The 25,404-nt window shown below is 69.5% G+C and carries 19 protein-coding genes; 6 read left to right on the plus strand and 13 right to left on the minus strand.

The genetic code is table 11. The features are described from left to right. Positions 1–87: 87 nt before the first annotated feature. Positions 88–2,163: a transporter-like protein TlpB gene (gene tlpB, locus AC07PR_RS23900; RefSeq protein WP_495136782.1), complete on the minus strand. Its 2,076-nt coding sequence runs from the start codon at positions 2,161–2,163 to the stop codon at positions 88–90. Next, positions 2,163–2,537 carry a Co2+/Mg2+ efflux facilitator ApaG/CorD gene (gene apaG / locus AC07PR_RS23905; protein ID WP_377158204.1) on the minus strand — a complete coding sequence of 125 codons (375 nt, stop codon included), beginning with the start codon at positions 2,535–2,537 and terminating at the stop codon, positions 2,163–2,165. Before apaG ends, tlpB begins: the two co-directional genes overlap by 1 nt. Positions 2,538–2,705: 168 nt before the next feature. Here apaG and AC07PR_RS23910 point away from each other — a divergent pair, with 168 nt between their 5' ends. From AC07PR_RS23910 to AC07PR_RS23920, 3 genes are all read left to right on the plus strand, one after another. Next, positions 2,706–3,527: a substrate-binding periplasmic protein gene (locus AC07PR_RS23910; RefSeq protein WP_495136783.1), complete on the plus strand. Its 822-nt coding sequence runs from the start codon at positions 2,706–2,708 to the stop codon at positions 3,525–3,527. A 113-nt stretch (positions 3,528–3,640) separates the two neighbouring features. Continuing rightward, on the plus strand, positions 3,641–4,327 hold the full coding sequence (gene rpe / locus AC07PR_RS23915; RefSeq protein ID WP_331613027.1) for a ribulose-phosphate 3-epimerase: 687 nt from the start codon (positions 3,641–3,643) through the stop codon (positions 4,325–4,327). A 19-nt stretch (positions 4,328–4,346) separates the two neighbouring features. Further along, a complete protein-coding gene (locus AC07PR_RS23920) occupies positions 4,347–4,823 on the plus strand; it encodes a low molecular weight protein-tyrosine-phosphatase (protein WP_377158198.1) in 477 nt (158 codons plus the stop codon). On the opposite strand, the gene AC07PR_RS23925 is transcribed toward AC07PR_RS23920, so the two are convergent. From AC07PR_RS23925 to AC07PR_RS23935, 3 genes are all read right to left on the minus strand, one after another. Continuing rightward, positions 4,820–7,591, minus strand: coding sequence for a hypothetical protein (locus AC07PR_RS23925; RefSeq protein ID WP_495136784.1), 2,772 nt, complete (start codon positions 7,589–7,591; stop codon positions 4,820–4,822). The genes AC07PR_RS23920 and AC07PR_RS23925 overlap by 4 nt on opposite strands. A gap of 96 nt (positions 7,592–7,687) precedes the next feature. After that, positions 7,688–8,260, minus strand: coding sequence for a hypothetical protein (locus tag AC07PR_RS23930; protein WP_495136785.1), 573 nt, complete (start codon positions 8,258–8,260; stop codon positions 7,688–7,690). Positions 8,261–8,398: 138 nt separating this feature from the next. Then, positions 8,399–9,952 (minus strand): hypothetical protein, encoded by a 1,554-nt coding sequence (locus AC07PR_RS23935; protein ID WP_495136786.1) that lies wholly within the window; start codon positions 9,950–9,952, stop codon positions 8,399–8,401. Between the two features lie 105 nt (positions 9,953–10,057). Here AC07PR_RS23935 and AC07PR_RS23940 point away from each other — a divergent pair, with 105 nt between their 5' ends. Further along, positions 10,058–10,666 carry a DNA-3-methyladenine glycosylase I gene (locus AC07PR_RS23940; RefSeq protein ID WP_495136787.1) on the plus strand — a complete coding sequence of 203 codons (609 nt, stop codon included), beginning with the start codon at positions 10,058–10,060 and terminating at the stop codon, positions 10,664–10,666. 287 nt (positions 10,667–10,953) lie between these two features. Here the strand turns inward: AC07PR_RS23940 and AC07PR_RS23945 are convergent, their stop codons facing one another. From AC07PR_RS23945 to AC07PR_RS23975, 7 genes are all read right to left on the minus strand, one after another. Continuing rightward, positions 10,954–11,655 (minus strand): hypothetical protein, encoded by a 702-nt coding sequence (locus AC07PR_RS23945; protein WP_495136788.1) that lies wholly within the window; start codon positions 11,653–11,655, stop codon positions 10,954–10,956. Positions 11,656–11,718: 63 nt separating this feature from the next. Beyond that, on the minus strand, positions 11,719–11,862 hold the full coding sequence (locus AC07PR_RS23950) for a hypothetical protein (RefSeq protein ID WP_495136789.1): 144 nt from the start codon (positions 11,860–11,862) through the stop codon (positions 11,719–11,721). 97 nt (positions 11,863–11,959) lie between these two features. After that, positions 11,960–12,682: a hypothetical protein gene (locus tag AC07PR_RS23955; protein ID WP_495136790.1), complete on the minus strand. Its 723-nt coding sequence runs from the start codon at positions 12,680–12,682 to the stop codon at positions 11,960–11,962. A 38-nt stretch (positions 12,683–12,720) separates the two neighbouring features. Then, positions 12,721–15,852: an efflux RND transporter permease subunit gene (locus tag AC07PR_RS23960; protein WP_495136791.1), complete on the minus strand. Its 3,132-nt coding sequence runs from the start codon at positions 15,850–15,852 to the stop codon at positions 12,721–12,723. 69 nt (positions 15,853–15,921) lie between these two features. Then, entirely contained in the window at positions 15,922–17,223 is a 1,302-nt protein-coding gene (locus AC07PR_RS23965; RefSeq protein WP_495136792.1) for an efflux RND transporter periplasmic adaptor subunit, read from the minus strand. Positions 17,224–17,453: 230 nt separating this feature from the next. Next, positions 17,454–18,383: a pseudouridine-5'-phosphate glycosidase gene (locus tag AC07PR_RS23970; protein ID WP_495136793.1), complete on the minus strand. Its 930-nt coding sequence runs from the start codon at positions 18,381–18,383 to the stop codon at positions 17,454–17,456. Between the two features lie 88 nt (positions 18,384–18,471). Continuing rightward, positions 18,472–19,572: a carbohydrate kinase gene (locus AC07PR_RS23975; RefSeq protein ID WP_495136794.1), complete on the minus strand. Its 1,101-nt coding sequence runs from the start codon at positions 19,570–19,572 to the stop codon at positions 18,472–18,474. 189 nt (positions 19,573–19,761) lie between these two features. Here AC07PR_RS23975 and AC07PR_RS23980 point away from each other — a divergent pair, with 189 nt between their 5' ends. Further along, positions 19,762–21,312 (plus strand): methyl-accepting chemotaxis protein, encoded by a 1,551-nt coding sequence (locus tag AC07PR_RS23980; protein WP_495136795.1) that lies wholly within the window; start codon positions 19,762–19,764, stop codon positions 21,310–21,312. A 129-nt stretch (positions 21,313–21,441) separates the two neighbouring features. On the opposite strand, the gene adh is transcribed toward AC07PR_RS23980, so the two are convergent. Beyond that, complete coding sequence (adh, locus tag AC07PR_RS23985; RefSeq protein ID WP_377158180.1) at positions 21,442–22,962, minus strand: aldehyde dehydrogenase; 1,521 nt, start codon at positions 22,960–22,962, stop codon at positions 21,442–21,444. Between the two features lie 271 nt (positions 22,963–23,233). Here adh and AC07PR_RS23990 point away from each other — a divergent pair, with 271 nt between their 5' ends. Further along, on the plus strand, positions 23,234–25,369 hold the full coding sequence (locus AC07PR_RS23990) for a sigma-54-dependent Fis family transcriptional regulator (protein ID WP_495136796.1): 2,136 nt from the start codon (positions 23,234–23,236) through the stop codon (positions 25,367–25,369). Positions 25,370–25,404: the final 35 nt, after the last annotated feature.

A 25,404-nucleotide genomic window follows, 5' to 3' on the forward strand; every position in this document is an offset into this window, starting at 1 on the left:
CAAGGGCGGCGAACGGCCCGACGACCGCGACGCCGCCTGAGCGGCCCGGCGTTCAGGCGCCAGCCCTCGAGCGTCAGCGTGTGAGCCTCAGCCCTTCGGCGGCACGAGGAAGCTCAGCGGCTGGTGGCGCATGCGCGTCCAGATCGCCGCGCGCACGCGCTTCTGGTCCGCGAGCCGGATCCCGCGCGAGCGCAACGCCACCTTGAACGCGAGGTAGAAGCTGACGCCCACGTTCAGCACGCCGGTGCCCAGGATGCTGATCACGCAGAGCCAGAACGGCCAGTGCTTGAGCACGTCCAGCCCCAGCGCCCCGGCTGCGGCGGCCAGCTGACCGGTCGACAGCGTCACGTGCCGGACCTCGATCGGCAGACCGAAGAACCCCAGCAGCGCCGGCACCAGCCCGAGCATCAGGCCCAGGCTGATGTTGGCCGTCAGCCCCGAGATGTTGTCGCGCCACCAGCGCGACCAGCGTCCCGCCCGGTTCGCGCCCAGCCGCGCGACGATGCGCGGGTTCCACGCGATCGCGCTGTCCAGCCGATGGAAGACGAACCAGTTCTCGACCCAGCCCGCGATCAGGCTGGACGCGAACAGCAGCACGCCGGTGAAGGCCGCGAAGAACAGCGACGGCCCCAGCACGGTCAGCGAATGCAGCACGTGCTCGGCTTCCTTCACGCCCACCAGCGGTTTGCCGAAGCTCAGCCAGGCCGCCAGTTGCACGACGAGCACCATCGGCGCCGCCAGCGCGAGGTTGCCGATGATCCCCGCCGTCTGCGAGCGGAACAGGTGCGCCACCTCGTCGACGAAGGCCTGCAGGCCGGTGTCGCTGTCGATGTGGCGGAGCTTGTCGGCCAGGGCGGGCGCCGTCATCGCCGGCTGCTTGGTCGCGACGGTCCAGTGCAGCAGCAGGATGAGCACGAAGCTGGCCGCGTAGTTCACGCCCGCCCAGAACCCGCCCCAGAACGCGGACAGGCCCACCGCCATGATCGCGAACTTCATGAAGGTCGTGCCCGCGATCACCAGCCCGCCGCCCCCGGCGCGGCGCAGCATGTCGCCGTACTCCTCGCGGTTGCGGGTGATGTAGTGCTCGCCGGTTTCGGCGCTGCGTTCGGCGACCTTGCGCGCCAGCAGCGAGTAGTGCCGCGCGAACAGCGTCCGGATGCTGCGTCGATCGTGCACGACGGCCACCAGGCTCGCCACCAGCCGCAGCAGCTCGCGCTCGGGGTGATCCGCCAGCAGCACCGCGAGCAGGTCCTCGACGCGGCGCAGCCGCGCCTGCATCTGCTCGACGCCGAACATCAGGTCCACCGAGACGCCGTGTTCCTCCAGGTGATCCGGCACGGAACGCACCGCCGCCCGGCATTCATCGAGCAGCCCGCGCAGGTATTGCAGCCTGCCGGGCAGCGTGGCGCGGTCGTGCTCGACCAGCGCGTGCTCGACCTGCTCCCAGGCGGTCGCGAGGTTGCGGAACGGGCGCTTGGCCAGCCGCTGCGGATCCATGCGCACGCGCAGCGCGCCGGACAGGCCGGCCGAGCGCACCGAGCTCACCAGCACCGTGATCGCGGCGCGCATCTCCTCGCGCCAGTCGCCCTCGGGCGCGCCGGCGAAGAGCAGGCCCAGGCGCTCCAGCAGTTCGTCGTCGACGGCGTTGATCCACTGCTCATCGGCCTCGTGCGGAAACAGCAGCTCGAAGAGTTCGGACAGGTCCCGGGTGTCCGCGCTCAGCGGCAGCAGACGCCGGCGCAGGCGGCCGAGGAACTCGTTCCACAACGCCATCCGCGGCGCGAAGCCGACCTCGGCGAACAGGCTGATCGCGTCGACGTCGGCCCAGACGCTGGCGATGACCTCGGCGAAGGCTTTCGCGTGATCGGGATGGCGCTCCAGCATGCGGAGCAGGTACTTGAGACGGCGGACCGGCAGCGGGGCGGAAGGCGCGGCGGCGAGCACGACGGCAGGCGCCGCGGGTGCCGGCTCGTCCCCGAGGGTCGACGGGGTCGCCGCGCCCGCGGCGGTGGCGGCAGGCGCTGGCGCCCGGTCGTCCTTGAGCGGCGCGTGCCGCAGCCATTCGATCAGTCGCACCAGCCAGAGGTTGCGCTCGGCCAGCGGTGCCTGCGGATGCGCCGCGTTGAGCAGCGCGGTGAGGTCCCAGCCCTGGCGACGGAACATCAATGCAGGGAGCCGGAGTCGGCCAGCAGGAACTCGGGCACGTCGGCGTGGAAGACCTCGGCCTTGTCCGTGACGCACAGGAAGCGGCCGCTCATCGTGCCGTGGCGGGTCGCGATCTGCGCCCAGGAGCTGTACTGGAAGCGTTCGCCCGGCTGCAGCAGCGGCTGGTGGCCGACGACGGCCAGCCCGTGCACTTCCTGCTCCTTGCCGTTGCCGTCGACGATGGTCCAGTGGCGGCCGATGAGTTGGGCGGTGACGTCGCCCCGGTTCTCGATCGTCACGGTATAGCCGTACGCGAACTCGTTGCGATCCGGGAAGGTCTGATCGGCGAGCGGCTCGACGGCCACGCTGCAGTGGAAATGCGGATGTGCCATCGGCGGATTCTAGGCGCCGCCTCGGCTATGCTGGCTATCGCACAGAGCACAAGCAGGACCCGCTCGAACGGACCACCCCACGCGGCCGGCACGCACCGGACGCCATCCGTCATGGAGACAAGGGCAGGACACCCGCCGGCATCCCCCCGGCCCAATCGACGTCAGGCCATGGCGCGCGGCTGCGCGTTGGCCGGCGGCGTGGCCGCGGGCGTCAGGTTCGGGCTGGTGGCCGCGAACTCGGCGATGGCGGCGCCGTCCGGGCCCGCGGCACCCGCGGTGCCGGGGGCCGGCGCCACGGGACCGCTGATGCTGCGCAGCGCCGCGCAGGCCGGCGCGCCGGCCAAGTACGCGTCGGGCGACCCGCAGCGCCCCGGTCTGTGCGGCGAGATCGCCGAGGCCGTGATGCGGACCGATCCGGACCTGCGCATCGAGGGCCTGACCCAGCAGGTGCCGCTGCGCCGCCTCGAGCTGATGCTGAGCAACGGCGACCTCGACGTGTTCTTCTGCCTGCTCAAGTCCGAGCACCGCCATGCGCTGATGCGCTACCTGCCGGTGCCGCTGTACCGCATCTCGCATGTGCTGGCGATGCGCGCCGGCGAGGAACGCGCGCCCGGCAGCTGGGACGAGTTGCGCGCCTTCTCGCGGCGCCAGCCGCTGCTGCTGGCCCAGGGGACCAAGCTGGCCGCCACCTTGCAGGAGGCCGACGTGTCCTTCATCGAATCCGCGCGCAGCGACAAGGAAGCGCTGCAGATGCTCGTGCGCGGCCGCGCCGGCGGGGTCTACGGCCAGGACTTCAACCTGCGCCAGGCGGCGCGCGGCGAGGGCCTGGCGTCGCGCGTGCGCATCGGGCCTCACGTCTTCGAGGAGGAAACCCAGTACGTCGTGGTCTCGCGCCAGCTGCCCGAGGCGGTGGTGGAGCGCCTGACCGACCGCCTGCGCCAGCTCAGCGCGTCCGGGGAGATCGCGCGGCTGGCCGAACGCTACCGCTGAGCGCCGTCGTCGAGCGCCATCGACGGGTGTCATGGCCGGGCGGCGCCCGCTCGCGCGCCGGCCTTTCTACAATCGTCGACTTTCCCCGCCAGCGGCTCCGCGCCCGCCCCGCCATGAACCCGCCCACCTATCGCATCGCCCCCAGCATCCTGTCCGCCGATTTCGCCAATCTCGGCGAGGAAGTCCGCAACGTGCTGGCCGCCGGCGCGGACTGGATCCACTTCGACGTGATGGACAACCATTACGTGCCCAACCTGACCTTCGGCCCGATGGTCTGCGAGGCGCTGAAGAAACACGCCGTGAAGCCCGACGGCACGCCGGCGCCGATCGACGTCCACCTGATGGTGCAGCCGGTGGACAGCCTGGCGCAGGCCTTCTGCCGCGCGGGCGCCAACCTGGTGAGCTTCCACCCCGAGGCCAGCGCGCACGTCGACCGCACGATCCAGCTGATCAAGTCCGAAGGCGCGCAGGCGGGCCTGGTGTTCAACCCGGCCACGCCGCTGGACGTGCTGGAGTGGGTCATCGACAAGGTCGACCTGGTGCTGATCATGAGCGTCAACCCCGGCTTCGGCGGGCAGAGCTTCATCCCCGGCGCGCTGAAGAAGCTGCAGCAGGCCAAGGCCATGATCCTGGCCAGCGGCCGCGACATCCGCCTGGAGATCGACGGCGGCGTGAAGGTCGACAACATCCGCGAGATCGCCGCCGCGGGCGCGGACACCTTCGTGGCGGGCTCGGCGATCTTCGGCAAGCCCGACTACAAGGGCGTCATCGACGCGATGCGCGCCGAGCTGGCGCTCTGAACCCGGACGCGTCGACACGGTGACCCGACTGCTGCTGGTCTGCGCGGCCAACCTGTGCCGCTCGCCGATGGCCGAGGCGGTGCTGCGGCTGCGCGCCCCCGAGCTCGGCCTGACGGAGGTGCACTCGGCCGGCGTGTTCGCGTCGTCGCGCGCACACGCCGTCGACAAGCGCGCGCTGGCGGTGCTGGAGCAGCGCGGCTACGGCATGGACCGGCGCTGGCGCTCGCGCAAGGTGAAGCCCGAGGACTTCGACCGCTACGACCTGATCCTGGCGATGGACCGCCAGGTGCTGCGCGGCCTGCAGGCGATGCGGCCGCCGGCGGCGCAGGCGCAGCTCGGGCTGTTCCTGGCCGGCATGACGGGGCTGGGCCTGGACGAGGTACCGGATCCCTACTACGGCGCCGCCAGCGGTTTCGTGCAGGTGCTCGACCTGATCGAGGCGCGCGCCCACACCTGGCCGAGCGACCGCGCGCGGTTTCACCGCGACCCGGGCTAGGCGACAGCGTCGACGGGTTTGCCGACGGCGGCGGCGATCTCCTCGGCGCCGAAGCCCAGCGTCGTCATCGTCAACGCCAACTGCTGCTCGATGAAGGACCTCAACCCCGCGCCCGGGTCCGGGACGGCGTCGTGCAGCGCCCTGATCAAGCGGCAGGGCGTTCCGGAACCCGTACCGGTCACGGCGCTCAACAGCTGACGACGCCGCTGCGCGACCTCCGTCGGCTCAGGCGGCAACGGCTCGCGAAGCCCCGCGAAGCGGGGGCGCGGCACGGACCACAGGATGTTCAGGACCTGCTGCTGTTGCCAGTTGTCCGCGAGATCCCCCCAGGCCGACACGTTGCCTGCTGGGGGCGGGACCAGCAGTGTTTCCGCCTCCTCGACCGCCAGGTGGCCTTCCGCACACAGTTGAGCGATGCCCAGGAACCAGGCCGACGCGGGGGGACGTTTCGTCATCGAGGGCGTGGCTTGCCAGGCATCGGCCACGGGATGGGCGCTGCGTCCGTGGCCGGTCAATCGCAGGAGCTCGTCCCGCGTGACCACACCGCGCGACGCCGCCTCTCTCAGCGCGGAGAAATAGGCTCGCAGGCGCTTGTCGGCGCGCGCGTCGGCGCGCTCGAACAGGACGAGCGGCAGGGGCGTCGACGAGGAGGCGATCGGTGCGGATCCGAAGAAGAGTTCCAGGCCACGTTCGCGTTCGAGATGGCCGTCGGCCACCGCCCTCGTGGTGAACGCCAGCAGGGTCTCCAGGTCGAATTCCGGCGAGGTCAGCCGTGCCGTCAGCCCGTCGGAGGCCGCGTGCGGCTGCGTCAGCCGCGCGACCAGGCGATCCGTGGCCAGAAGACCATCGCGTTGCAGCTCCGTCAGGCCGTCCATGAAGACCTGCCGCACGTTGTCGTCCGCCACGGTGAGGGCGCGGACGAACGGGACTGTCGACTCGCTGCCTGCCGTCGTCAGCACGTCCGCCAAGGCGTCGCCGGTCATCCGCGGCGGGTCGGCGCGCAGGGCCTCGCCGACCGTGGCCCACCACGTCCGGATGGGTTCTTCGATCGCCATCGCACGCTTGAAGGCGTTCCGGGCCTCCCGGGCCGCGCGGGCGGCGTTGGTGAGGTCGGAGGCGTCGACGGCGCGAGGGGCCCTCGGCGTCGGTTCGGTCAAGGTCAAGCTCAGCAGGTCGCTCAGGTGGGTGAGCGTCTCCGTGGACAACGGGCCGAGCTCGCGCTGGTCCAGCAGATCCCCGATCCGGGCGCCCAGCAGATCGCTGATCTGGACGGGCGCGAGCTGATGCTGTCCCTGAGCGTCCGACCAGCTGATGCGACCCGCGGGGGGCGGGTTCGGGCCGTGTGCCTCCTGGACGCCGGTCCACCAGGCGTCGAGCTCGTCGGTCCAGGTGCCGGCGGCACGTCGTGCCTCGACCAGCGCTGCGACCCCGCCCAGCCCGACGCGACCCAGCAGGCGGTCGCCCACCTCGCGGTTCAGCAGCCAATCGGGCTCCGCCAGGGTGGCGACGGTGTCGGGCGGACTGTTCGCGATGGCCGCCAGGACCATCGGCGCGCTCAGGGCGGCGCGGTCGTTCAGCTGCTTCAGATCCCCGGCCTCCAAGGGGCGCCGATGGCCGTTCTCTGCCACCCAGGTCAGCCCATCGACCGACTGGAGCTCACAGCGTGCCGGCGGCAGGTCGACGGTCGTCCAGCGGGCGACGGTGCTGGGCGCGCGGCGTTGCTGCAGCATGCCGGCGTCGTGCAGGCTGTCCAGCAGGTGCGCCGCGACGAGCGTGGGGTCGGTGAGGCATTCCCAACCGATGCCGTCCGGGTGCTGTCGCAGCAGGCCATGGCGCGGCGGCGGCGGACCGAACTCCAACGACAGCAGGGCGGTGCAGTCCTCGACATCCCCGTCGGTGGGCCAGGCCCCCGCGCCGCGCGGCCTGAGCGTCTCGTTCATGCCGTCGGTGAAACGCGCGAGGTAGTCCTCCGCCATCACACGGGCCACCGCCCCGGGCGCGATGGACTCGGTCAGGGACCCGGCCACGCGCCGGACGAAGTTCTCGGAGTGCCGGCGGTAGGCGGAATCGTCCGCGGGCAGTTCCCAGCGCAGACCGAGTTCCTGATACAGCTTCGATTTCAATCCGGCGACGTAGTGCCGCTGCTCCAGGTGAGCCAGGTGGAAGTCGCGCTGGTACTTGATCTCGACGGCATCGGTGGCCGCCTGTTCGACGATGTGCTCGACCGTGGCGCGGAACTTCCCGCCCAGACCGGAGCGTTTCAGCTCGAGCTGGATCAGCGCGGACTGCACGGCGTTGAGCGCGCCGTTGGCACAGACCGGCAGCTCCGGCGCCAGCCGCTGCAGTTCCGTGCGCCGGCTCTCGAGGCGCATCGTCTCGTCGTGGAACAGCGGCACCAGCCGGTCCAGGGACTCGACCAGGGGACCATAGGACTTGATGACCTCGTAGGGCTTGACGCTCAGGGGATGCCCGTCGACGCCGATGTCGAACAGCTTGTTGCGCAGGGCCTCGAGGTGCGGGACGGCGCCGCGCAGGTCGCCGGCGCGGGCGAAGGCGATCAGATCGTCGATGTTGCGTTCGACGCGTTCGCGGAACGGCGGATAGTCCGCGTGTCGAAAGAACGCCTCGAAGGCGCCATGGCGCTGGGGGCTGTAGGTCCAATCGCCGTCCGACGTCGCATCGGCAGGTGCGGGCGGTGGCGGCTCGGCGTCGACGATCGGCGCCTCGGCGAGGAAGTTGGAAGAGTACAGATCGTGGATGACAGGCATGCGCGGTGAGTGTGCGAACAAACATGATCGATTCGTCGATTCGTCGATTCGTCGATTCGCGACGGCGGCGCGACGGGCGGCCCACTCGCCCCGGCGTCATCGGGCGAGGGTGTAGGTCAGCAAGTCGTCGAGCGACTCCGGGAGCTGTTCGTCGTCCGTCGCGCTGTCGATCTGCCGGGCGATTTCGTCCAGGATCTCGCCCACTTTCGCGGAGGCCGAGGAGGGACGGATGCGAAGCAGGGCCCTCGCTTCCTCCCGGCTGAAGGACAGCCGCCGCATCGCCCGGAGGGTCTCCGCCAGCAGCGCGATGAAGAGGTCCTCGGTGCGCGGCCCGTGCAGACGCTGCAGGGCCCCGGAGGCGCATCGGCCAGGGCCCTCGAGCAGCGCACGCAAGGTGTCGCGGCCGCGCGCCTTGTCGCCTCCCCAGGCAAACTTTCCGATGACCTCGACGGCCAGCAACGCGGCGAGGACGTGACCCTCATCGTTCGTATCGATGACCCGTGGAAATATCCCCTTCACGGGAGGGAGCAGGTCCGTGGCCAACTGTCTGGGCGAGCTGGTGCCCTTCATCAGCAGGCCTTGCAGATTGCGATGCTGGAACAGTCTGGTCAGCGAACAGTAGGTCCCCGTGGACTGGTAGAGGCGCGCGGCGATGCCCGACTTCTCCATGGCGGCATCGGTGAAAACCTCCCAGGTGCCGATCTCCAGCTCCCCCGTGCGGGCCCGGGTCGTCAGCGCATCCAGAAAGCGGCAGCACAGGGGCAGGTCCGCCTTCAGGAGGACGCATTCCAGCAGCGACTGTTGATCCTAGACCGTCATGGCGAGGATCTGCCGCAGACCGCCGGGATCCAGCTTCGGCGGCTTGGCGTCCAGTGCGCGGACGATGACCGCGAGACGCGCGTTGGCGGGCCAGTCGAAGGGCAGGCCTGTGAACAGATCGACGCGGCCCTGGGCAGCGAGCGCGTGCGCAATCCAGGCGAACTGCTCCGGGGTCCAGGCTTGCCTGGCCTGCCAATCGCTCAACAGCGGCGCCAGACCGGCGTCGTCGAACTGGTCGCACAACCAGGTGCAGGTGTCGGCGTCCCGCAGCAGGCGCGGATCGACGTGCGCGGCCAACGCCGATGGCGTGCTGGCCAGCCTGAGCGACCGCCTGGCCGCCGCGTTCAGCGGCGCGACGGTCAAGGTCGCCAGCCCGGGGAGGTCCGACGCGATCAGCGGCCGTGGCCGGCCGTCCTGGACGGCCCACGACAGCGCCCCGTTGACGAAGCACTGCACCGGCTCACCGCTGCCGTCGATCCATGAAGCGACCGGTTCGTGGCACGCCGCATGGACCACGTCGGCCTTCGACAGTTCTTCGAGGAACTGGAGGCCCACCAGGATCGGATCGTCCTGGAGCACGCAACTGCCGGCGTCCGCGTCCACGCGAACCAACGCGTCGTGCGTCGGCGTCACATTGAACTCGTGGAGCAGCGTCAGCGTCCCCGCGTCGATCTCGCCGATCGTGAGCGGCGCGTCCGCGCGGCACGCGCTGGCGTCGCGGAGGGCCTCCGTGCATCTCGCGAGATAGTCCTCCGCCAACGTCAATGCCAAGGCGGATGGCGTCAACACGCTGCCGAGTTGCTGGAGGCAACTCTCGATGGTCAGGGTGGGGAACGTGGCCTTGGCCATCGGATCGTTGGACGGACGCCAGGGCAGGCCCAGTGCGCCATACAGGCGCGTCTGCAGGCCCGCCACATGGTGCCGATGCATGCCCGGTGCCGCCCTCAACGCCCTGGCGTGACGCCGGTCGAGGACTTCGGCGGCGACCTGTTCGATGGTGAGTTCCATGAGCGTGCGGCATTTCCCTCGCAGGCCCCGTCTGTCCGGATCCAGGCGCGCGACGCTCTGCTGAAGGGCGACCACGGCACCGTTGCCGCACTCGACCAATTGCGGGGCGAGCTCGCGCAATGCGGTGATGCGCGTCTCCGGCGTCAGGCGAGGGTCGCCGATCAGGTGCACGAGGCGATCCAGGTACTGGGCGCCCTCGCCATAGACGTTGCCGGCGGCGTCACCGAAGTGGCGGTTGGCGCCTTTGCTGTCGACATCCAGCACATGGGCCTGGAATGTGACGAAGGCGTCGGCTTCGATCGACGCCGTGCCGACGATCGCCGCCAAGGCCGAGATGCGCGCCGACAGGCTGGACGCGAATCGATCGAAGCCGTTGCCGCGCGCGAACGCTTCAGGCGACTGCCGGGATCCGGGCTGGTACCACCAGGGGTCGTGCGCCCGTCCTTCGGCCGTGCTGGCGGTCACGGGCACCGCGGCGTCGAGCGCAGGGTCCTGGAGAAATGAGGACGTGAACGCGGCGATGAGTGGATGCATGGCGCGTGCAGTGGCACTGGGCGGGGGGAGCGTTCTGCGCGTCGGGGGCACGCTTGCCGGCAGAATTGCCGGCCAGGGCCCGCGTCGAGGCCATGCGGAGAGGTGATGACGGAACGATTGGCGCAAGGCCCGGACGGCCAATGGCGATGCAAGTGGTGCGAGGCGCCCGGCTTCGACATGTACCGCGACTACCACGACAACGAATGGGGCTACCCGGTCGACGAGGACCGGCGACTGTTCGAGAAGCTCTGCCTGGAGGGGTTCCAGTCGGGGTTGTCGTGGCGGACGATCCTCGCGAAGCGCGAGAACTTCCGGAAGGCCTTCAAGCAGTTCGAGATCGCCAGGGTCGCGAAGTTCGGCGAGGCCGACGTGGCGCGACTGCTCGCGGACGAGGGCATCGTGCGTCATCGCGGCAAGATCGAGGCGGCGATCCACAACGCGTCCCGCGCGCTCGAGCTTCAGAAGGACGCCGGCTCGCTGGCCGCGTTCTTCTGGCGCTTCGAGGATCCGGAGGAGGGCGGCGATGTGAGGGCGACGTCGGAGACGTCGATCCGACTGTCCAAGGAATTGAAGAAACGCGGCTGGAAGTTCGTCGGCCCGACGACGGTCTATGCGTTCATGCAGGCGATGGGGCTGATCAACGATCACGCGCCGGGGTGCATCGGACGCGATGCGGCGGCGCTGGCACGTCGGCGCTTCAACCCACCGCGCTGAGCTGGTGGGCGTCGCAGGGGTCAGGCCATGCCAGCCGCGTGGACGGCCGCGACGGTGGAGGTGCTGGCCTGCGGGGCACATGGAGCGCCTTGACGCCCTCGTCGTCCGTGAACCCGATCCGGGACATGTAGCAGCTCAGCGTGTTGGCCAGCTCGGCCCTCTGTCGGTCCAGGCCCGTTCGATCGGCACAGGCAATGAGCGGGGTGTGGGGAGTGGCCCGTTCGGGCCAGGCGGTGGCGCTGAAGACGGCCGTCGAGCGCCACAAGGGGTCAGGTCATGCGGGCCGATCAAAGAACCCTGCGGGCGCCGGAGGCGGTCGCTTTACGAGGCACATTGAGAGCACGGACGCGCTCAGCCTCTGTGAATTGCATGGATGTCATCAAGTCGCACAGCCGACTGGCCAGGGTGGCCTTGTTGAAGTCGATGAGCGGTTGCGATGGGTGTCGAAAAGACAGGCCCATGTTGAGCAGGACCCCGCTCGGCGCGTCGCCTTCGATCTCTAGCAGCGATCGGAACAGTGCTCTGCTGGCGGCTGTGACCGTGCGATCTCTCGCTATGGACTCTCCGGCGACGGTCTGAAGCGTGTCATGCGCAAGCTCGACGCGCCGCAATGTGTTCAGGCTGGTCAGCCAGGGGGGCTCGCTCGGTACCAGCAGCCGTCGAGCGTGTTCTACAGGGAGATGTCCGTCGCGGACGGCTGATGAGATGGTCCTCAGCCTGTCTCGCAAGTTGAGCTCCATGGGGTGGCGGTACGGAGACTCTTCCAGCAAGGGCCCGATGGGCGAAGCGAGATCGTAGAGCCGTTCCGCCTCGCGAGCTTCGAACGGAGAGGCGCCCGCTCCGGCGGGGAGGCGACACAGAGTCAGAAGATATTCATCGAAGTCATCGACGGGCTGTTGCATGGGCCACGATGCGCCCGGATCCACATCGTTGGGGGACGGAGGCGGCAGCAGGGAAGAGAGCTTGAAGGTGACGTGTTCGATGGGCATGACCACTGAGTTCATGCCGCGCCACAAACGTTCAAAGTTTGTTGCTCATGCGCCTCGTCGCGCTCAGTCCGCGTGGCCGGGAACCGGCTGCGCCGCGTGCACCGGATGCTCGGTCAAGCGCGTCTCCTCCACCTCCCGCGTATCCGGCCCCTTCCCGCTGAAGCGGTCCAGCGCCAGGTCGATCACCGGCGTGATGTAGAGCGTCACCGCCTGCGACAGGATCAGCCCGCCGATCCGTGCCAGGCCCAGCGACTGGCGCTTCAGCCCCGCCGCGCTGAGCCGGCGGGCGTGTCGAGGGGTCAGGTCATGCGTGTTGCGAAGCCCGTGGGAACGGCGGCGCCTTCTTGCGAGGGACAGTGCTGACCTGGCCGATCTCGGCCTCGGTGAATTGCATCTGGTACATGAAGTCGACCATACGACTGGCCAGGATGGCCCTCTGGCCGTCGAGAGGTGGCAGCCACGAGACTTTGTCGAACAGGGCCATGCTGAGTAGCACCTCGCTCGGCGAGTTCCCTTCGGTCTCGAGCAGCCCCCGTAACAGCGATTGGCTGGCGGCGGTCGCCGTCCCGTCGCTCAATACGGAAGCTCTTGTGAGGGTCTGAAGCGTGTCATGCGCCAGACGGATGCGCCACGATGTGTTCAAGCTGGTCAGCCACGAAGGTTCGCTCGGTACCAGGAGGCGTCGAGCGTGTTCTACGGGCAGATCCCCGTTGCGAACGGCAGCCGCGATCATCGCCACCCTGTCTTGCAGGACGAAGCTGTTGGGGGGCGGCTCGGACGCGTCCACGAATCGCTTGAGGGGCGAAGCAAGGTCGTAGATGTGTTCCGTCTGTAGAACTGCGGATGGCGAGCGGCTCGCGCCGGCGGGGAAGAATTTCAGATTCTGAAGATGTGCGGCAAAGGCCTGGTCTGTGGGCCACGACGCTGCCGACTGCGGATCGGGTGCGAGCGACGGAGGCGACAGGGAAGATGAGGTGGGGTTGGTGCGTTGGATTGACATGACAACTGAGTTGATGCCGATCCACAAATGTTCAAAGTTCGTTTTGCAGACGCCTCGTCTCGCGGTCAGTCCGCGTGGCCGGGAGCTGGCTGCGCCGGATGTTCCGTGAGTCGCGTGTGCTCCACCTCCCGCGTATCCGGCCCCTTACCGCTGAAGCGGTCCAGCGCCAGGTAGATCACCGGCGTGATGTAGAGCGTCACCGCCTGCGACAGGACCAGTCCGCCGACCACCGCCAGTCCCAGCGGCTGGCGCAGTTCCGCGCCGGCGCCCAGGCCCAGCGCGATCGGCAGCGCGCCCATCAGCGCGGCCAGCGTCGTCATCATGATCGGGCGGAAGCGCAGGATGCAGGCCTCGCGGATCGCCTGCTGCGGCGTCATGCCGCCATTGCGCTGTGCGTCGAGCGCGAAGTCGATCATCATGATCGCGTTCTTCTTGACGATGCCCACCAGCATCAGGATGCCGATGGTCGCGATGATCGTCAGCTCCATGCCCGCGAGCTGCAGCGTCAGCAGCGCGCCCACCGCCGCTGACGGCAGCCCCGCCAGGATGGTCAGCGGATGGATGTAGCTCTCGTAGAGCACGCCCAGCAGCACGTAGATCACCGCCACCGCCAGCACGATCAGCAGCAGCTGGCCGCCCTGCGAGTCCTTGAACACCGCCGCGTCGCCGCCGTAGCTGGTGATGATGGACGGCGGCAGGCCGATCTCCTTGGTGAACTGGTCGATCTTGCCCGTGGCCGTGCCCAGCGGCACGTCCGGCGCGAGGTTGAAGCTCAGGGTGATCGCCTGCAGCTGGCCCTGGTGGTTCACCGCCGTGGGGCCGAGCTCGCGCTTCACGCTCGCGAAGGCCGTCAGCGGCACCATCGTGTTGTTCTTGCCGCGCAGGTAGATCTTGTCGAAGGCGTCCTCGCTGAGGCGGTCGCTGTCGGTCGCTTCCATGATCACCTGGTAGGTGTTGCTCTCCGCGTAGATGCTGGAGACCTGGCGCTCGCCGAAGGCCGAATACAGCGCGTTGCGCAGGTCCTGCATCTGCACGCCCAGCAGCGTCGCGCGCTCGCGGTCGATCACGAGGTTGGCCTGCAGCCCGCGCAGCTGCGAGTCGCTGGTGACGTCGCGGAAGACCGGGTCGTTGCGCAGCTTGTCCTGCAGCTTCACGGCCCAGGTGTTGAGCTCGCCGGTACTGACCGACTGCAGCGTGAACTGGTAGCGGCTCTTGGACTGCCGCCCGCCGAGCTGCAGGTTCTGCACCGGCCGCAGATAGACCGCGATGCCGGGCACGCCGCGCAGCTTCTTGCGCAGCTGCTCCAGTACCTGCGGCATCGGGGGACGCTCGCCGCGCGACTTCAGGTTGATGAAGAGGCGCCCCGTGTTGACGTTGCCGCCGCCCCCGCCGCCGCCCACCGCGGCGGACACCGACGACACCGACGGATCGTCCTGCACGATCTGCGCGACGCGTTCCTGCAGCACCGTCATCGCGGCGAAGGAGATGTCCTCGGCCGCTTCGGTGCTGGCCTGGATCTGGCCGATGTCCTCTTCCGGGAAGAAGCCCTTGGGGATGACGATCCAGAGCCACGCGCTGGCGATGAAGGTGGCGAGTGCCACCACGCCCACGACCCAGCGGCGCGCCAGCGCCCAGTCCAGCGACGCGGTGTACTTGTTCAGCACCCAGCCGAAGCCGGCCTCGAACGTGCGGCCGAGCGCGTTCTCCTCGACCTCGTGATGGCTGCTGAGGAAGCGGCTGCACAGCATCGGCACCAGCGTCAGCGACACCCCCGCCGACACGCCGATCGCCAGCGACACGACGACCGCGAATTCGTGGAACAGCAGGCCGATGACGCCCGGCATGAAGAAGATCGGGATCAGCACCGCGATCAGCGAGATCGAGATCGACATGATGGTGAACGCCATCTCGCGCGCGCCGCGGATGGCGGCGTCGAAGGGCGCCATGCCGTCCTCGACGTGGCGGTAGATGTTCTCCAGCATCACGATCGCGTCGTCGACCACCAGGCCCACGGCCAGCGTGATCCCGAGCAGCGAGATGTTGTCCAGGCTGTAGCCCAGCGCGAACAGCAGCGTCACCGCGCCGATCAGCGAGATCGGCAGCGACAGCGTCGGGATCAGCGTCGCGACCATGCGGCGCAGGAACAGGAAGATCACCATCACGACCAGCGCCACCGTCAGCGCCAGCGTGAAGTAGACGTCGTGCAGGCCCTCGCGGATCGACACCGAGCGGTCGTTCAGCGTGCTCATCTGCACCGACGCCGGCAGCTGCGCGGCGAAGCGCGGCAGCATCGCCTTCACCGCGTCGACGACCTTCACCGTGTTGGCGTCGGGCTGGCGCTGCACGGCCAGCACGATGGAGCGCTCGCCGTTGAAGTTGGAGAAGGACTTGACGGTCTCGTAGCTGTCCTCGACGTCGGCGACCTCGCGCAGGAACACCGGCGCGCCGTTGCGCGTGGCCACGACGATGCCGCCGAAGGCGTTGGCGTCGCGCAGCTGCTTGTTGGCCTGGATGGTCAGCGTCTGGCGCGCGCCGTCCAACGTGCCGACCGGCGTGTTGGCGTTGGCGCCCTTGACGGCGGCCTGCAGCTCGTCGAGCGTGATGTTGCGCTGCTGGAGCAGCTCGTTGCGCGCCTTGATGCGCACCGCGAAGCGCTTCTGGCCGTAGATGGAGACCTGCGCCACGCCGTCGATCGTCGACAGGCTGGGGGTGATCAGGTTTTCGGCGTAGTCGTTGAGCTCGGACAGGTTGATCGACGGGGAGGTCAGCGCCACCAGCAGCACCGGCGCGTCGGCCGGGTTGACCTTGCGGTAGGACGGCGGCGTCGTCATCTCGACCGGCAGCGCCCGCAGCGAGCGGAACAGCGCAGCCTGCACGTCGACCGCGGCGGCGTCGATGTCGCGCGCGGAGTCGAACTCCAGCGTCAGCGAGCTGTTGCCCAGCGTGTTGGTCGAGGAGATCGTCGTGATGCCGGCGATCGTCGAGAACTGCTTCTCCAGTGGCAGCGCGACGGACGAGGCCATCGTCTCGGGGCTGGCGCCGGGGAGCGTGGCCTGCACGTTGATGACCGGCGTGTTGAAGCTGGGCAGCGCGGCGACCGGGATGCGGCTCCACGCGGCGATGCCGGCGACGACCAGCGCGACGTTCAGCAGCACGGTCATGACCGGCCGGCGGATGAAGAGTTCGGTGAGATTCATGGCAGCTTCCGCGTGGGCTGAAGGCGTCGGGACGTCAGGGGCGTCGAAGGCGGGGGCCGGATGGCCGGATCAGGGCGCGGCGACGTCGGCACCGGAGGCGCCACCGCCCGCGGCGGCCGAGGCCGCGGCCAGACGCGCGGCGGCGGCTGGATCGACGGCGGCGGGCTGCGTGCGCAGCGGCGTGCCGGGCCGCAGGTTCTGCTTGCCGTCGAGCACCACGGTCGCGCCCGCGTCGACGCCGTCAACGACGGCCATCTCGCCGAAGGCGTAGCGCAGCTTCACCGGCTTGAGCTGGGCGGTCTTGTCGGGGCCGACGACGTAGACCTGGCGGTCGCCGCCGCGCAGGATGATCGCGGCCTGCGGGATCACGACCGCGTCCTTCATGCTGCGCAGCGTCATGCGCACGCGCAGGTACTGGCCGGGCCAGAGCTTCTGCGCGTCGTTCGTGAACTCGGCCTTCAGCTTGATGGTGCCGGTGGTCGCGTCGACGAGGTTGTCGACGAAGGTGAGCTTGCCGTGGGCGACCGATTCGGCGGACTTGCCGCCCTTGCTGTCTTTCCGGGAAGGGCCGCCTTCGATGGTCGGCAGGACGACCTGCACCTCGGGCGGCGTGACCTGGGCGCCCGTGGCGGCGGGACGCATCGCGTCGAGCACGGGCGCGAGTTCCGTCTCGGGCAGGTTGAAGCTGATGGCGATGGGATCGATCTGGACGATGTTGACCAGCGGCGTGCCGGTCGCGCTGGCCTGGACCAGGCTGCCGGGCCAGACGTTCACGGCGCCGGCGCGGCCGGAGAAGGGCGCGCGGATCTCGTTGTAGCTCAGCGCGACGGCGGCGGATTCCACCGCGGCGGCGTCCGCGTCCACCAGGCTGCGGCCGCCTTGCAGGCTGGCCAGCGCGGTGTCCAGGGCGCTCTGCGCGACGAAGTTCTGCGCCAGCAGGTCCTTGGCGCGTTCGTACTGGCGCTGCAGGTCGCCGAGGCTGGCCTTGTCGCGGGCCAGCTGGGCCCGCGCCTTGTCGAGGTTGGCGCGGTCCGCGCGCTCGTCGAAGCGGAACAAGACCTGACCCTTGGTGACCGTCTGGCCGTCGTGGACCAGCACGTCGCGGATCGTCGAGGTGGTCTGGGCGCGGAGGTCGACCTGGTTGATCGGCGTGACGGTGCCGGAGGCTTCGACGGTGACCGGGACGTCGCGGCGCTGCGCGGTGACGACGCCGACGGTCTGCGTGCCGGCGGGACCTGAAGCCCCGCGTGCAGCCGTGGCGGGACCTGCCTCACCGGCGTCGCGGGACGCGGCCCGCGACTTCCACCACCAGCCCCCGCCCGCGAGCAGCAGGATGACGATCAACGACAGGACAAGGGGCTTGCGGCGCATGAACACGTTCTCCAACGACAGTCATCCAGGGAGCGCTTTGCAAAGCTCCCTGAGGGCGCGGAAGGTTAAGTCCGGCTCTTTCGATGATTGTTTCGTTCAGGTTAATCCTGCGCGAGCGGGAGGAAAACCTGTGCGATTGGAGCGTGAAGGAACGTTTTCGGAGATGGCTGAAAGGAGCTTGTCACCCTCTCCCGCTTGCGGGAGAGGGAAGGGGTGAGGGCCAGCGGCCGTCAGAGTGCGAGCGCCTTGGCGAGCGCCGCGCCGACGACGGCGTTGTGCTTCACCAGCGCGATGTTGGTGACGAGGCTGGCGCCGCCGCTCAGGTCCTTGATGCGGGCGAGCAGGTAGGGCGTGACGGCCTTGCCGCTGATGCCCTGCGCAGAGGCTTCCGCGAGCGCCTGCTCCACGAAGCCGTCGATGACGGCGCGCGGCATCTCATGCGCCGCCGGAACCGGGTTGCTGATCACCGCGCCGCCGCTCAGCCCGAGCGCCCATTTCGTCCGCAGGAAACGCGCCTGGTCGGCCGGCGCGTCGATGCGGAAGTCCGCCTTCAGGCCGCTGTCGCGCGTGTAGAACGCGGCGAAGTTCTCCTGCCCCACGGACAGCACCGGCACGCCGTGCGTCTCCAGGTACTCCAGCGTCAGCGCCAGGTCGAGGATGCTCTTGGCGCCCGCGCAGACCACGGCCACCGGCGTGCGGGCCAGTTCCTGCAGATCGGCGGAGATGTCGAAGGACGTCTCCGCGCCGCGGTGCACGCCGCCGATGCCGCCGGTGACGAAGACCTCGATGCCGGCCAGGCGTGCGCAGATCATCGTCGCGGCCACCGTCGTGGCACCGACGCGGCCGGTCGCGAGCGCGAAGGGCAGGTCGCGGCGGCTCAGCTTCATCGCGTCCGGGGACTGGCCGAGCAGCTCGAGCTGCGCGTCGTTCAGGCCGACGCGGATCTTCCCGTCCAGCACCGCGATCGTCGCGGGCACCGCGCCGTGTTCGCGCACGATGGCCTCGACCTCGCGCGCCGTCTGCACGTTCTGCGGGTAGGGCATGCCGTGGGAAATGATCGTGGACTCCAGCGCCACCAGCGGACGGCCCTGCGCCCGCGCGGCCGCCACCTCAGGCGAGAAGTCGATGAGGTTCTGGTCGATCAGGTCTTGCGTGCTCATGGGTTCTCTCTTGGATTCGAGCCTGAGGGGTCTCGGACTCGGATTGGGATTGGGATCGGATTGGGATTCGTGCGCGCGACGCTCGGGCTCAGACGAGCAATGCCGGGCTCAGCGCCTCGCTGACGGTGGCGTCGCTCTGCAGCGTCAGCGCCGCCAGCCGCAGGCCGAACGCGCAGGCGCCGCGCAGGTCGTCGGGGTCGCGGTGCAGCGCGGCGACGATGCCGGCGGTCATCGCGTCGCCGGCGCCGGTGACCTCGCGGATCGACGCCGGATCCAGCGGTGGCGCGGGGAGCAGGACGAGCGCGTCACCGTCGGAGAAACGGACGCCGTCCGCGCCGTCGCTGATCACGAGCCGTTGCAGGCCGGCTTCCCGCAACGATCGCCACGCGGCATGCAAGGCGTCGTCGTCGGGCAGGGCCTGGCCCGAGAGCGCCTGCAACTCGCCGCGGTTCAGCACCAGCAATTCGACACCGCGCAGATCGGCGCCCAGCCGCGCCATCTTCGGCTCCGACACGGCCACCAACAGCAGGCGCTGGCCGCGCAGCCGCGCTTCGGCGCGCAACTCGTCGAGCGTCTCGCGGGGCAGGTTCAGGTCGGCGACCAGCCAGCGTGCTGGCGCCCGTTGCGGTGCGGTCTGGCGCAGGAAGGCAGGATCGAGCCGGTCCGTCAACGCCATGTGCGCGAGCGCCAGCACCAGCTCGCCGTCGGGATCGAGCACCGCTGTGTAGCTGCCCGTCGCCGCGTCGGAAGCCTGCAGGCAACCGGCGCAATCGACGCCCAGCCCCTGCAGCTGCGCCAGCAGCGTCTGCCCTGCGGCATCGCGTCCGACGGCGGTCAGCAGGTGGACCGGCAGGCCGAGCCTCGCCAGGTTCTCCGCGATGTTGCGGGCGACGCCGCCCGCCGATTCATGCTGCCGTGCCGGGTTCGAGCTGCCCATGCGCAGCGGGCCGACGGCGCGCAGCTTGCGGTCCAGGTTCGTGCCGCCGATGCAGACGATGGGCTGGCGCTGCGGCAGCACGTAGGCGCGGCCGAGGATGCGTCCCTCGCGGGTCAACTGCCCGAGATGGCCGGCGACGGCGGAGCGCGACAGGCCGAGTTGGTCCGCCAGCTCTTGCTGGCCGATGAAGGGGTTGGCTTCGACCAAGGCCAGCAGCTGTTCCTTCGAGGAAAGTTCCTTGGGAGGCGTCATGGCGCGTGATTCTAGAGCGCCAGCCTATGCATGGTCAAACAAATGTCTTTCATTAAAACATTTGTCAGTCGTTGCTGGCGTTGATATGAAGGGGTCGCGCGATAAGCGAACTTTTCATACGCTTAACGCGCTTCCACAGACCGGCACACGGCGGGAAGCGCACCGCATCAAACAGTCAAGGAGGACGCCATGCGGAAGAACTTGCCCGTCACCCAGCGCCAGTACGACTTCCCCGCCGACGCGACGCTGATGTCCACGACGGACACGAAGAGTCGGGTCACCTACGCCAACGAGGCTTTCGTCGAAGCCAGCGGCTTCACGACGGAGGAGTTGCTCGGCCAGCCCCACAACATCGTCCGGCATCCCGACATGCCGCCCGAGGCCTTCGGCGACATGTGGCAGACGCTGCAGGCCGGCGAGTCCTGGACCGGGCTGGTGAAGAACCGGCGCAAGAACGGCGACCATTACTGGGTCCGCGCGAACGCGACACCGGTGATGCGCAACGGCCAGCCGGTGGCCTACATGTCGGTGCGCACGCGGCCGTCGGCCGAGGAGATCGCCGGCGCGGAGCGCCTCTACGCCGACATGCGCGAAGGCCGCGCGAAGCACCTGCGCATCCACAAGGGCGTCGTGGTGCGCCAGGGCGCGATGGCGTGGACCTCGATGATGAAGACGATGCCGGTGCGCTGGCGCGTGCGGCTGCCGGTGCTCGCGCTGACGATCGCGGCGATCGTGTCCGCGTGGATGAGCGCGGCCACGCTGGCCGCCGCGGCGATGTGGATCGGCGCCTTCGTGGTCGTCTCGCTGCTCGCGATGGGGTTCCTGCAGGCGCAGATCGTGGCGCCGATGGAATCGCTGGCGCGGCATGCCAAGCGCGTCGCCAGCGGCGACACGCGCGAGCCGCTGCAGATGGACCGCGTCGACGAGGTCGGCATGGCGCTGCGCTCGCTCAACCAGCTGGGCCTGATGTTCCGCTGGGTCATCGACGACGTGGCGGCGCAGGTGGTGACGGTGCAGTCGTCCAGCGGGGACATCCTCAACGGCAACAACGAGATCAGCTCGCGCACCGAGCAGGCCTCGGCGAGCCTGCAGCAGACGGCCGCGTCGATGGAGGAGATGAGCGCCACCGTGCGCAGCAACGCCGACGCCGCGCGCCAGGCCGAAGATCTCGCGCAGGGCGCGAGCGTCGCGGCCGCGCAGGGCGGCGAGGTGGTCCGTCACGTCAACGAGACCATGGCCGGCATCACGACGTCCAGCAAGCGGATCGCCGACATCATCGGCGTCATCGACGGGATCGCCTTCCAGACCAACATCCTGGCGCTGAACGCGGCGGTCGAGGCGGCACGCGCCGGCGAGCAGGGACGCGGGTTCGCGGTGGTCGCGAGCGAGGTGCGCTCGCTGGCACAACGCAGCGCCGCGGCGGCCAAGGAGATCAAGCAGCTGATCGGGGAGAGCGTCGAGCACGTCGAGGCCGGCGGCCGTCAGGTCGACGAGGCCAGCAAGGCGATGCACGAGATCGTCGAGCAGGTGAAGCGCGTCTCGGCGCTCATCTCGACGATCGGCAATGCGACGCGTGAGCAGGCGACCGGGATCTCCCAGGTCAGTCAGGCGGTCAGCGAACTCGATCGCACGACCCAGCAGAACGCGGCACTGGTGCAGCGGTCCGCCGGGGCGAGCGATTCCCTCGAGAAACAGGCCACGCAGCTGGTTCAAGCCGTGGCCGTGTTTCGGATGAGCTGAGCGGAGACCGACTGCGGGCGGACAAGCGCGGGCACTCCAGGTCGCAGGGGGTGTCCCTCCGGGAACCCCCAGCGACATTCCGGCCCCACGCGCGCTCGCTGCCCGCGGGCCTTTGGACTTAGGACTCCGTCAGAAGAACCCGAGCTTCTTCTGCGAGTAGCTCACCAGCAGGTTCTTCGTCTGCTGGTAGTGGTCCAGCATCATCTTGTGGGTCTCGCGACCGATGCCGGATTCCTTGTAGCCGCCGAAGGTCGCGTGCGCCGGGTAGGCGTGATAGCAGTTGGTCCACACGCGTCCGGCCTTGATGCCCTTGCCCATGCGGAAGGCCGTGTTGATGTCGCGCGACCACACGCCCGCGCCCAGCCCGTACGGCGTGTCGTTGGCGATGCGCAGCGCCTCCTCCTCGGTCTTGAAGGTCGTCACCGCCAGCACGGGTCCGAAGATCTCCTCGCGGAAGATCCGCATGTCGTTGGTGCCCTTGAAGAGCGTGGGCTCGATGTAGTAGCCGCCGGCCAGATCGCCACCCAGCTGCGCGCGTCCGCCGCCGATGAGGCACTGCGCCCCCTCCTGCTTGCCGATCTCGAGGTAGGACAGGATCTTGTCCAGCTGCATCGACGAGGCCTGCGCGCCCATCATCGTGTCGGTGTCCAGCGGGTTGCCCTGCTTGATGGCCTTCACGCGGTCGATCGCGCGGGCGATGAACTTGTCGTAGATCGATTCGTGGATCAGCGCGCGCGACGGGCAGGTGCAGACCTCGCCCTGGTTGAACGCGAAAAGCACCAGCCCCTCGATCGCCTTGTCGAACAGGTCGTCGTCCTGCGCGGCGATGTCGGGGAAGAAGACGTTCGGGCTCTTGCCGCCCAGCTCCAGCGTGGCCGGGATCAGGTTGGTCGCCGCCGCCTGCGCGATGACGCGGCCCGTCGCGGTCGAGCCCGTGAACGCGATCTTGGCGATACGCTTGCTCTGCGCCAGCGGCATGCCGGCTTCCTTGCCGTAGCCGTTGACGATGTTGAGCACGCCCGGCGGCAGCAGGTCGGCGACGAGTTCGGCCAGCAGCAGGATGCTGATCGGCGTCGACTCGGCCGGCTTGAGCACGACCGCGTTGCCCGCGCCCAGCGCCGGCGCCAGCTTCCAGGCCGCCATCAGGAGGGGGAAGTTCCACGGGATGATCTGGCCGACAACGCCCAGCGGCTCATGGAAGTGGTACGCGATGGTGTTGGCGTCGATCTCGCTGAGCGCACCCTCCTGCGCCCGCAGGCAGCCGGCGAAGTAGCGGAAGTGGTCGACCGCCAGCGGCAGGTCGGCGTTCAGCGTCTCGCGCATCGGCTTGCCGTTGTCGACGGTCTCCGCGTAGGCGAGCAGCTCGAGGTTCTGCTCGATGCGGTCGGCGATGCGCAGCAGCACGTTGGCGCGCTCGGCCGCGGGCGTGGCGCCCCACTTCTCGGCGGCGGCATGCGCGGCGTCCAGCGCGAGCTCGATGTCGGCGGCGGTCGATCGCGCCGCCTGCGTGTAGACCTGCCCGGTGATGGGCGTGATCACGTCGAAGTACTGGCCGTCGCGCGGCGCGGTCCATTGGCCGCCGATGAAGTTGTCGTAGCGCTTCTTGAACTGCAGCGGCGCGCCGGCCGCGTTGGGCTTGGCGTAGATCATGGTGTTGTCTCCGTGGTTGTTGAGGCGAGGGACGCCCAGGGGCGTATTGCAGGGGCCGTGCCAACGCCGCCTTCGCGCCGAAGACCCTGCCTGATGGGCGGAATGCCTCTTCCCAATCCGGCTGGCTTTGGTCAGGATCGGTCCGGCATGGCGCAGGCACGTCATCGGCGGCACAGGTGTTCCGGAATGGAACACCCGGGGTGTCGAGACCGGTTCAAACCGGCGGGCAAGACCCGATGAGCGCGCACCCAGCGCCCAAGGAGACAACGGCATGGTGAAAACCCCGAGCGACGCCGCCATGGCGCCGCGACTGCTGCGCGCGGCGCGGCGCGAGCTGCTGGACACGGGCCGGCTCAGCGTCGCGACGCTCGACGAAGGGCTGAGCCGCAGCTGGCTTCGCAGCCGCGATTTCGGCCTGAGCCCGGTCGGACGGCCGCCGGGCGCGCCGCACGCGTCGGGCGCGCAGTTGCGACGGGCTTTGGAGCGCCAGCATGAGCTGGTCGTCCACGCGAGGCCGGTGATGGAGGACCTCTTCGAGCAGACCCGCGACGGCGACGGCCTCGTGATCCTGGCCGACGCGCAGGGGCTGCTGCTCGGGGCGCTGGGGGACGGCCGCTTCGTCGATCGCGCGCAGCGGGTCGCGCTGCGGCCCGGTGCGATCTGGGACGAGCGCTGGCGGGGCACGAACGCGATCGGGACCGCGCTGGTGGAGCAGCGGCCGGTGTCGGTGCTCGGCGGCGAGCACTTCCTGGAGCGCAACGCCTTCCTCAGCTGCACGGCGGCGCCGATCCGCGATCCGCAAGGGCGCGTGCTCGGCGTGCTGGACCTCTCCGGCGAGCAGCACGGCTTCCAGCGGCACACGCTGGCGCTGGTGCGCTCGGCGGCGCGGATGGTGGAACACCGTCTGTTCCAGACGCGGCACGCGGATGGACTGCGTCTGCAGATCCACATCCAGCCCGAGGGACTGGGCACGCCGACGGAAGGGCTGCTCGCGCTGAGCGAGGACGGCTGGATCCTGGGCTGCAACGCGGCGGCGCAGGCGTGGCTCGGGACGGACGCGGCGCGACCGAGTCCGCTGGAGTCGGTGCTGCCGCTGCGATGGGCCGAGTTGATGGATTGGGCGCGACAGGATGGGGAGGGCGCGCGGCTGCTGCATCGCGAGGACGCTCCGCCGCTGTGGATGCGGCTGTTGGCGCCGCGCGGATGGCGACATCCCGCGCCGCCGGCATCGAATGCTGCCAGCGCGCCCCCGGCGGTGGTCGATGCCGACGTCCTCGCCCGTTCCTCGACGGACGTGTCGCGGGGCACGATCGTCGCGACGCATCCGGGCGTCGAGTCCGCGTTTCGAGCCTTGTCGGTGGAAGACGCCTTGCAGGCGCTGGACCTCGGCGACGCGGCGATGCACCAAGCGGTCGTCCGGGCGCGGCGGGTGCTCGACAAGCCGATCCCGCTGCTGCTGCAGGGCGAGTCGGGCGTTGGCAAGGACCTGTTCGCCCGCGCGGTGCACGACAGCGGTCCGCGCCGCGGTCGACCGTACGTGGCGGTGAACTGCGCCGCGCTGCCGGAGTCCTTGATCGAGGCGGAGCTCTTCGGCTACCGGCCCGGCGCGTTCACCGGGGCGTCGCGCGAGGGCGCGCCAGGGCGTTTGCGCGAGGCGCACGGCGGCACCTTGTTCCTCGATGAGATCGGCGACATGCCCTTGCCGCTGCAGGCGCGGCTGCTACGCGTGCTGCAGGATCGGCAGGTGCAGCCGCTGGGCGGCGGGCCGTCGGTGCAGGTGGACTTCCAGCTGATCGGCGCGAGCCACCGCCCGCTGCGACCGCTGGTCGCGCAGGGGCTGTTCCGCGAGGACCTCTACTACCGGCTCAACGGGCTCACGCTGTGCCTGCCGCCGCTGCGGGAGCGGCAGGACCTGCCGGTGCTGGTGGAGCGCCTGCTGTCCGCGTTGGAGCCGACGCGGCGGGTGGTGCTCGATCCACCGTTGGCGCACGAGCTGGCGGCCTACCGCTGGCCGGGCAACGTGCGCCAGCTGGAGCAGGCGCTGCGCATCGCCTGCGCGCTGATGGAATCTGGCGAGTCGGTGATCCGGCGCGGGCATCTGCCGGATGATCTCGTCGAGGACCTCGACCAGGACGAGCGTCTGGTCATCCCGGTGCTGGTCCCGGTCGCGGCGCGGACGTCGACCTCGGCGGCGGGGCGATCGGGCGCGTCGTCGCGGAGAGTCTCCGCAACAGACGCCGCAACAGACGCCACAACGGACACCGCGCCGGCGATGCTGCGAGCCCAGTCCCGGGCCCACGCCCGCCGTGTCCTGGACGACTGCGACGGCAACCATTCGGAAGCCGCGCGGCGGCTGGGCATCGGGCGCAACACGCTGTACCGGCTGCTCAAGGAGCCTGACGCGTAGGGGCGGCGTAGGGCATCGCCTCACGCGCGCATCAG

Source organism: Roseateles sp. GW821-FHT09H11, assembly GCF_059415845.1.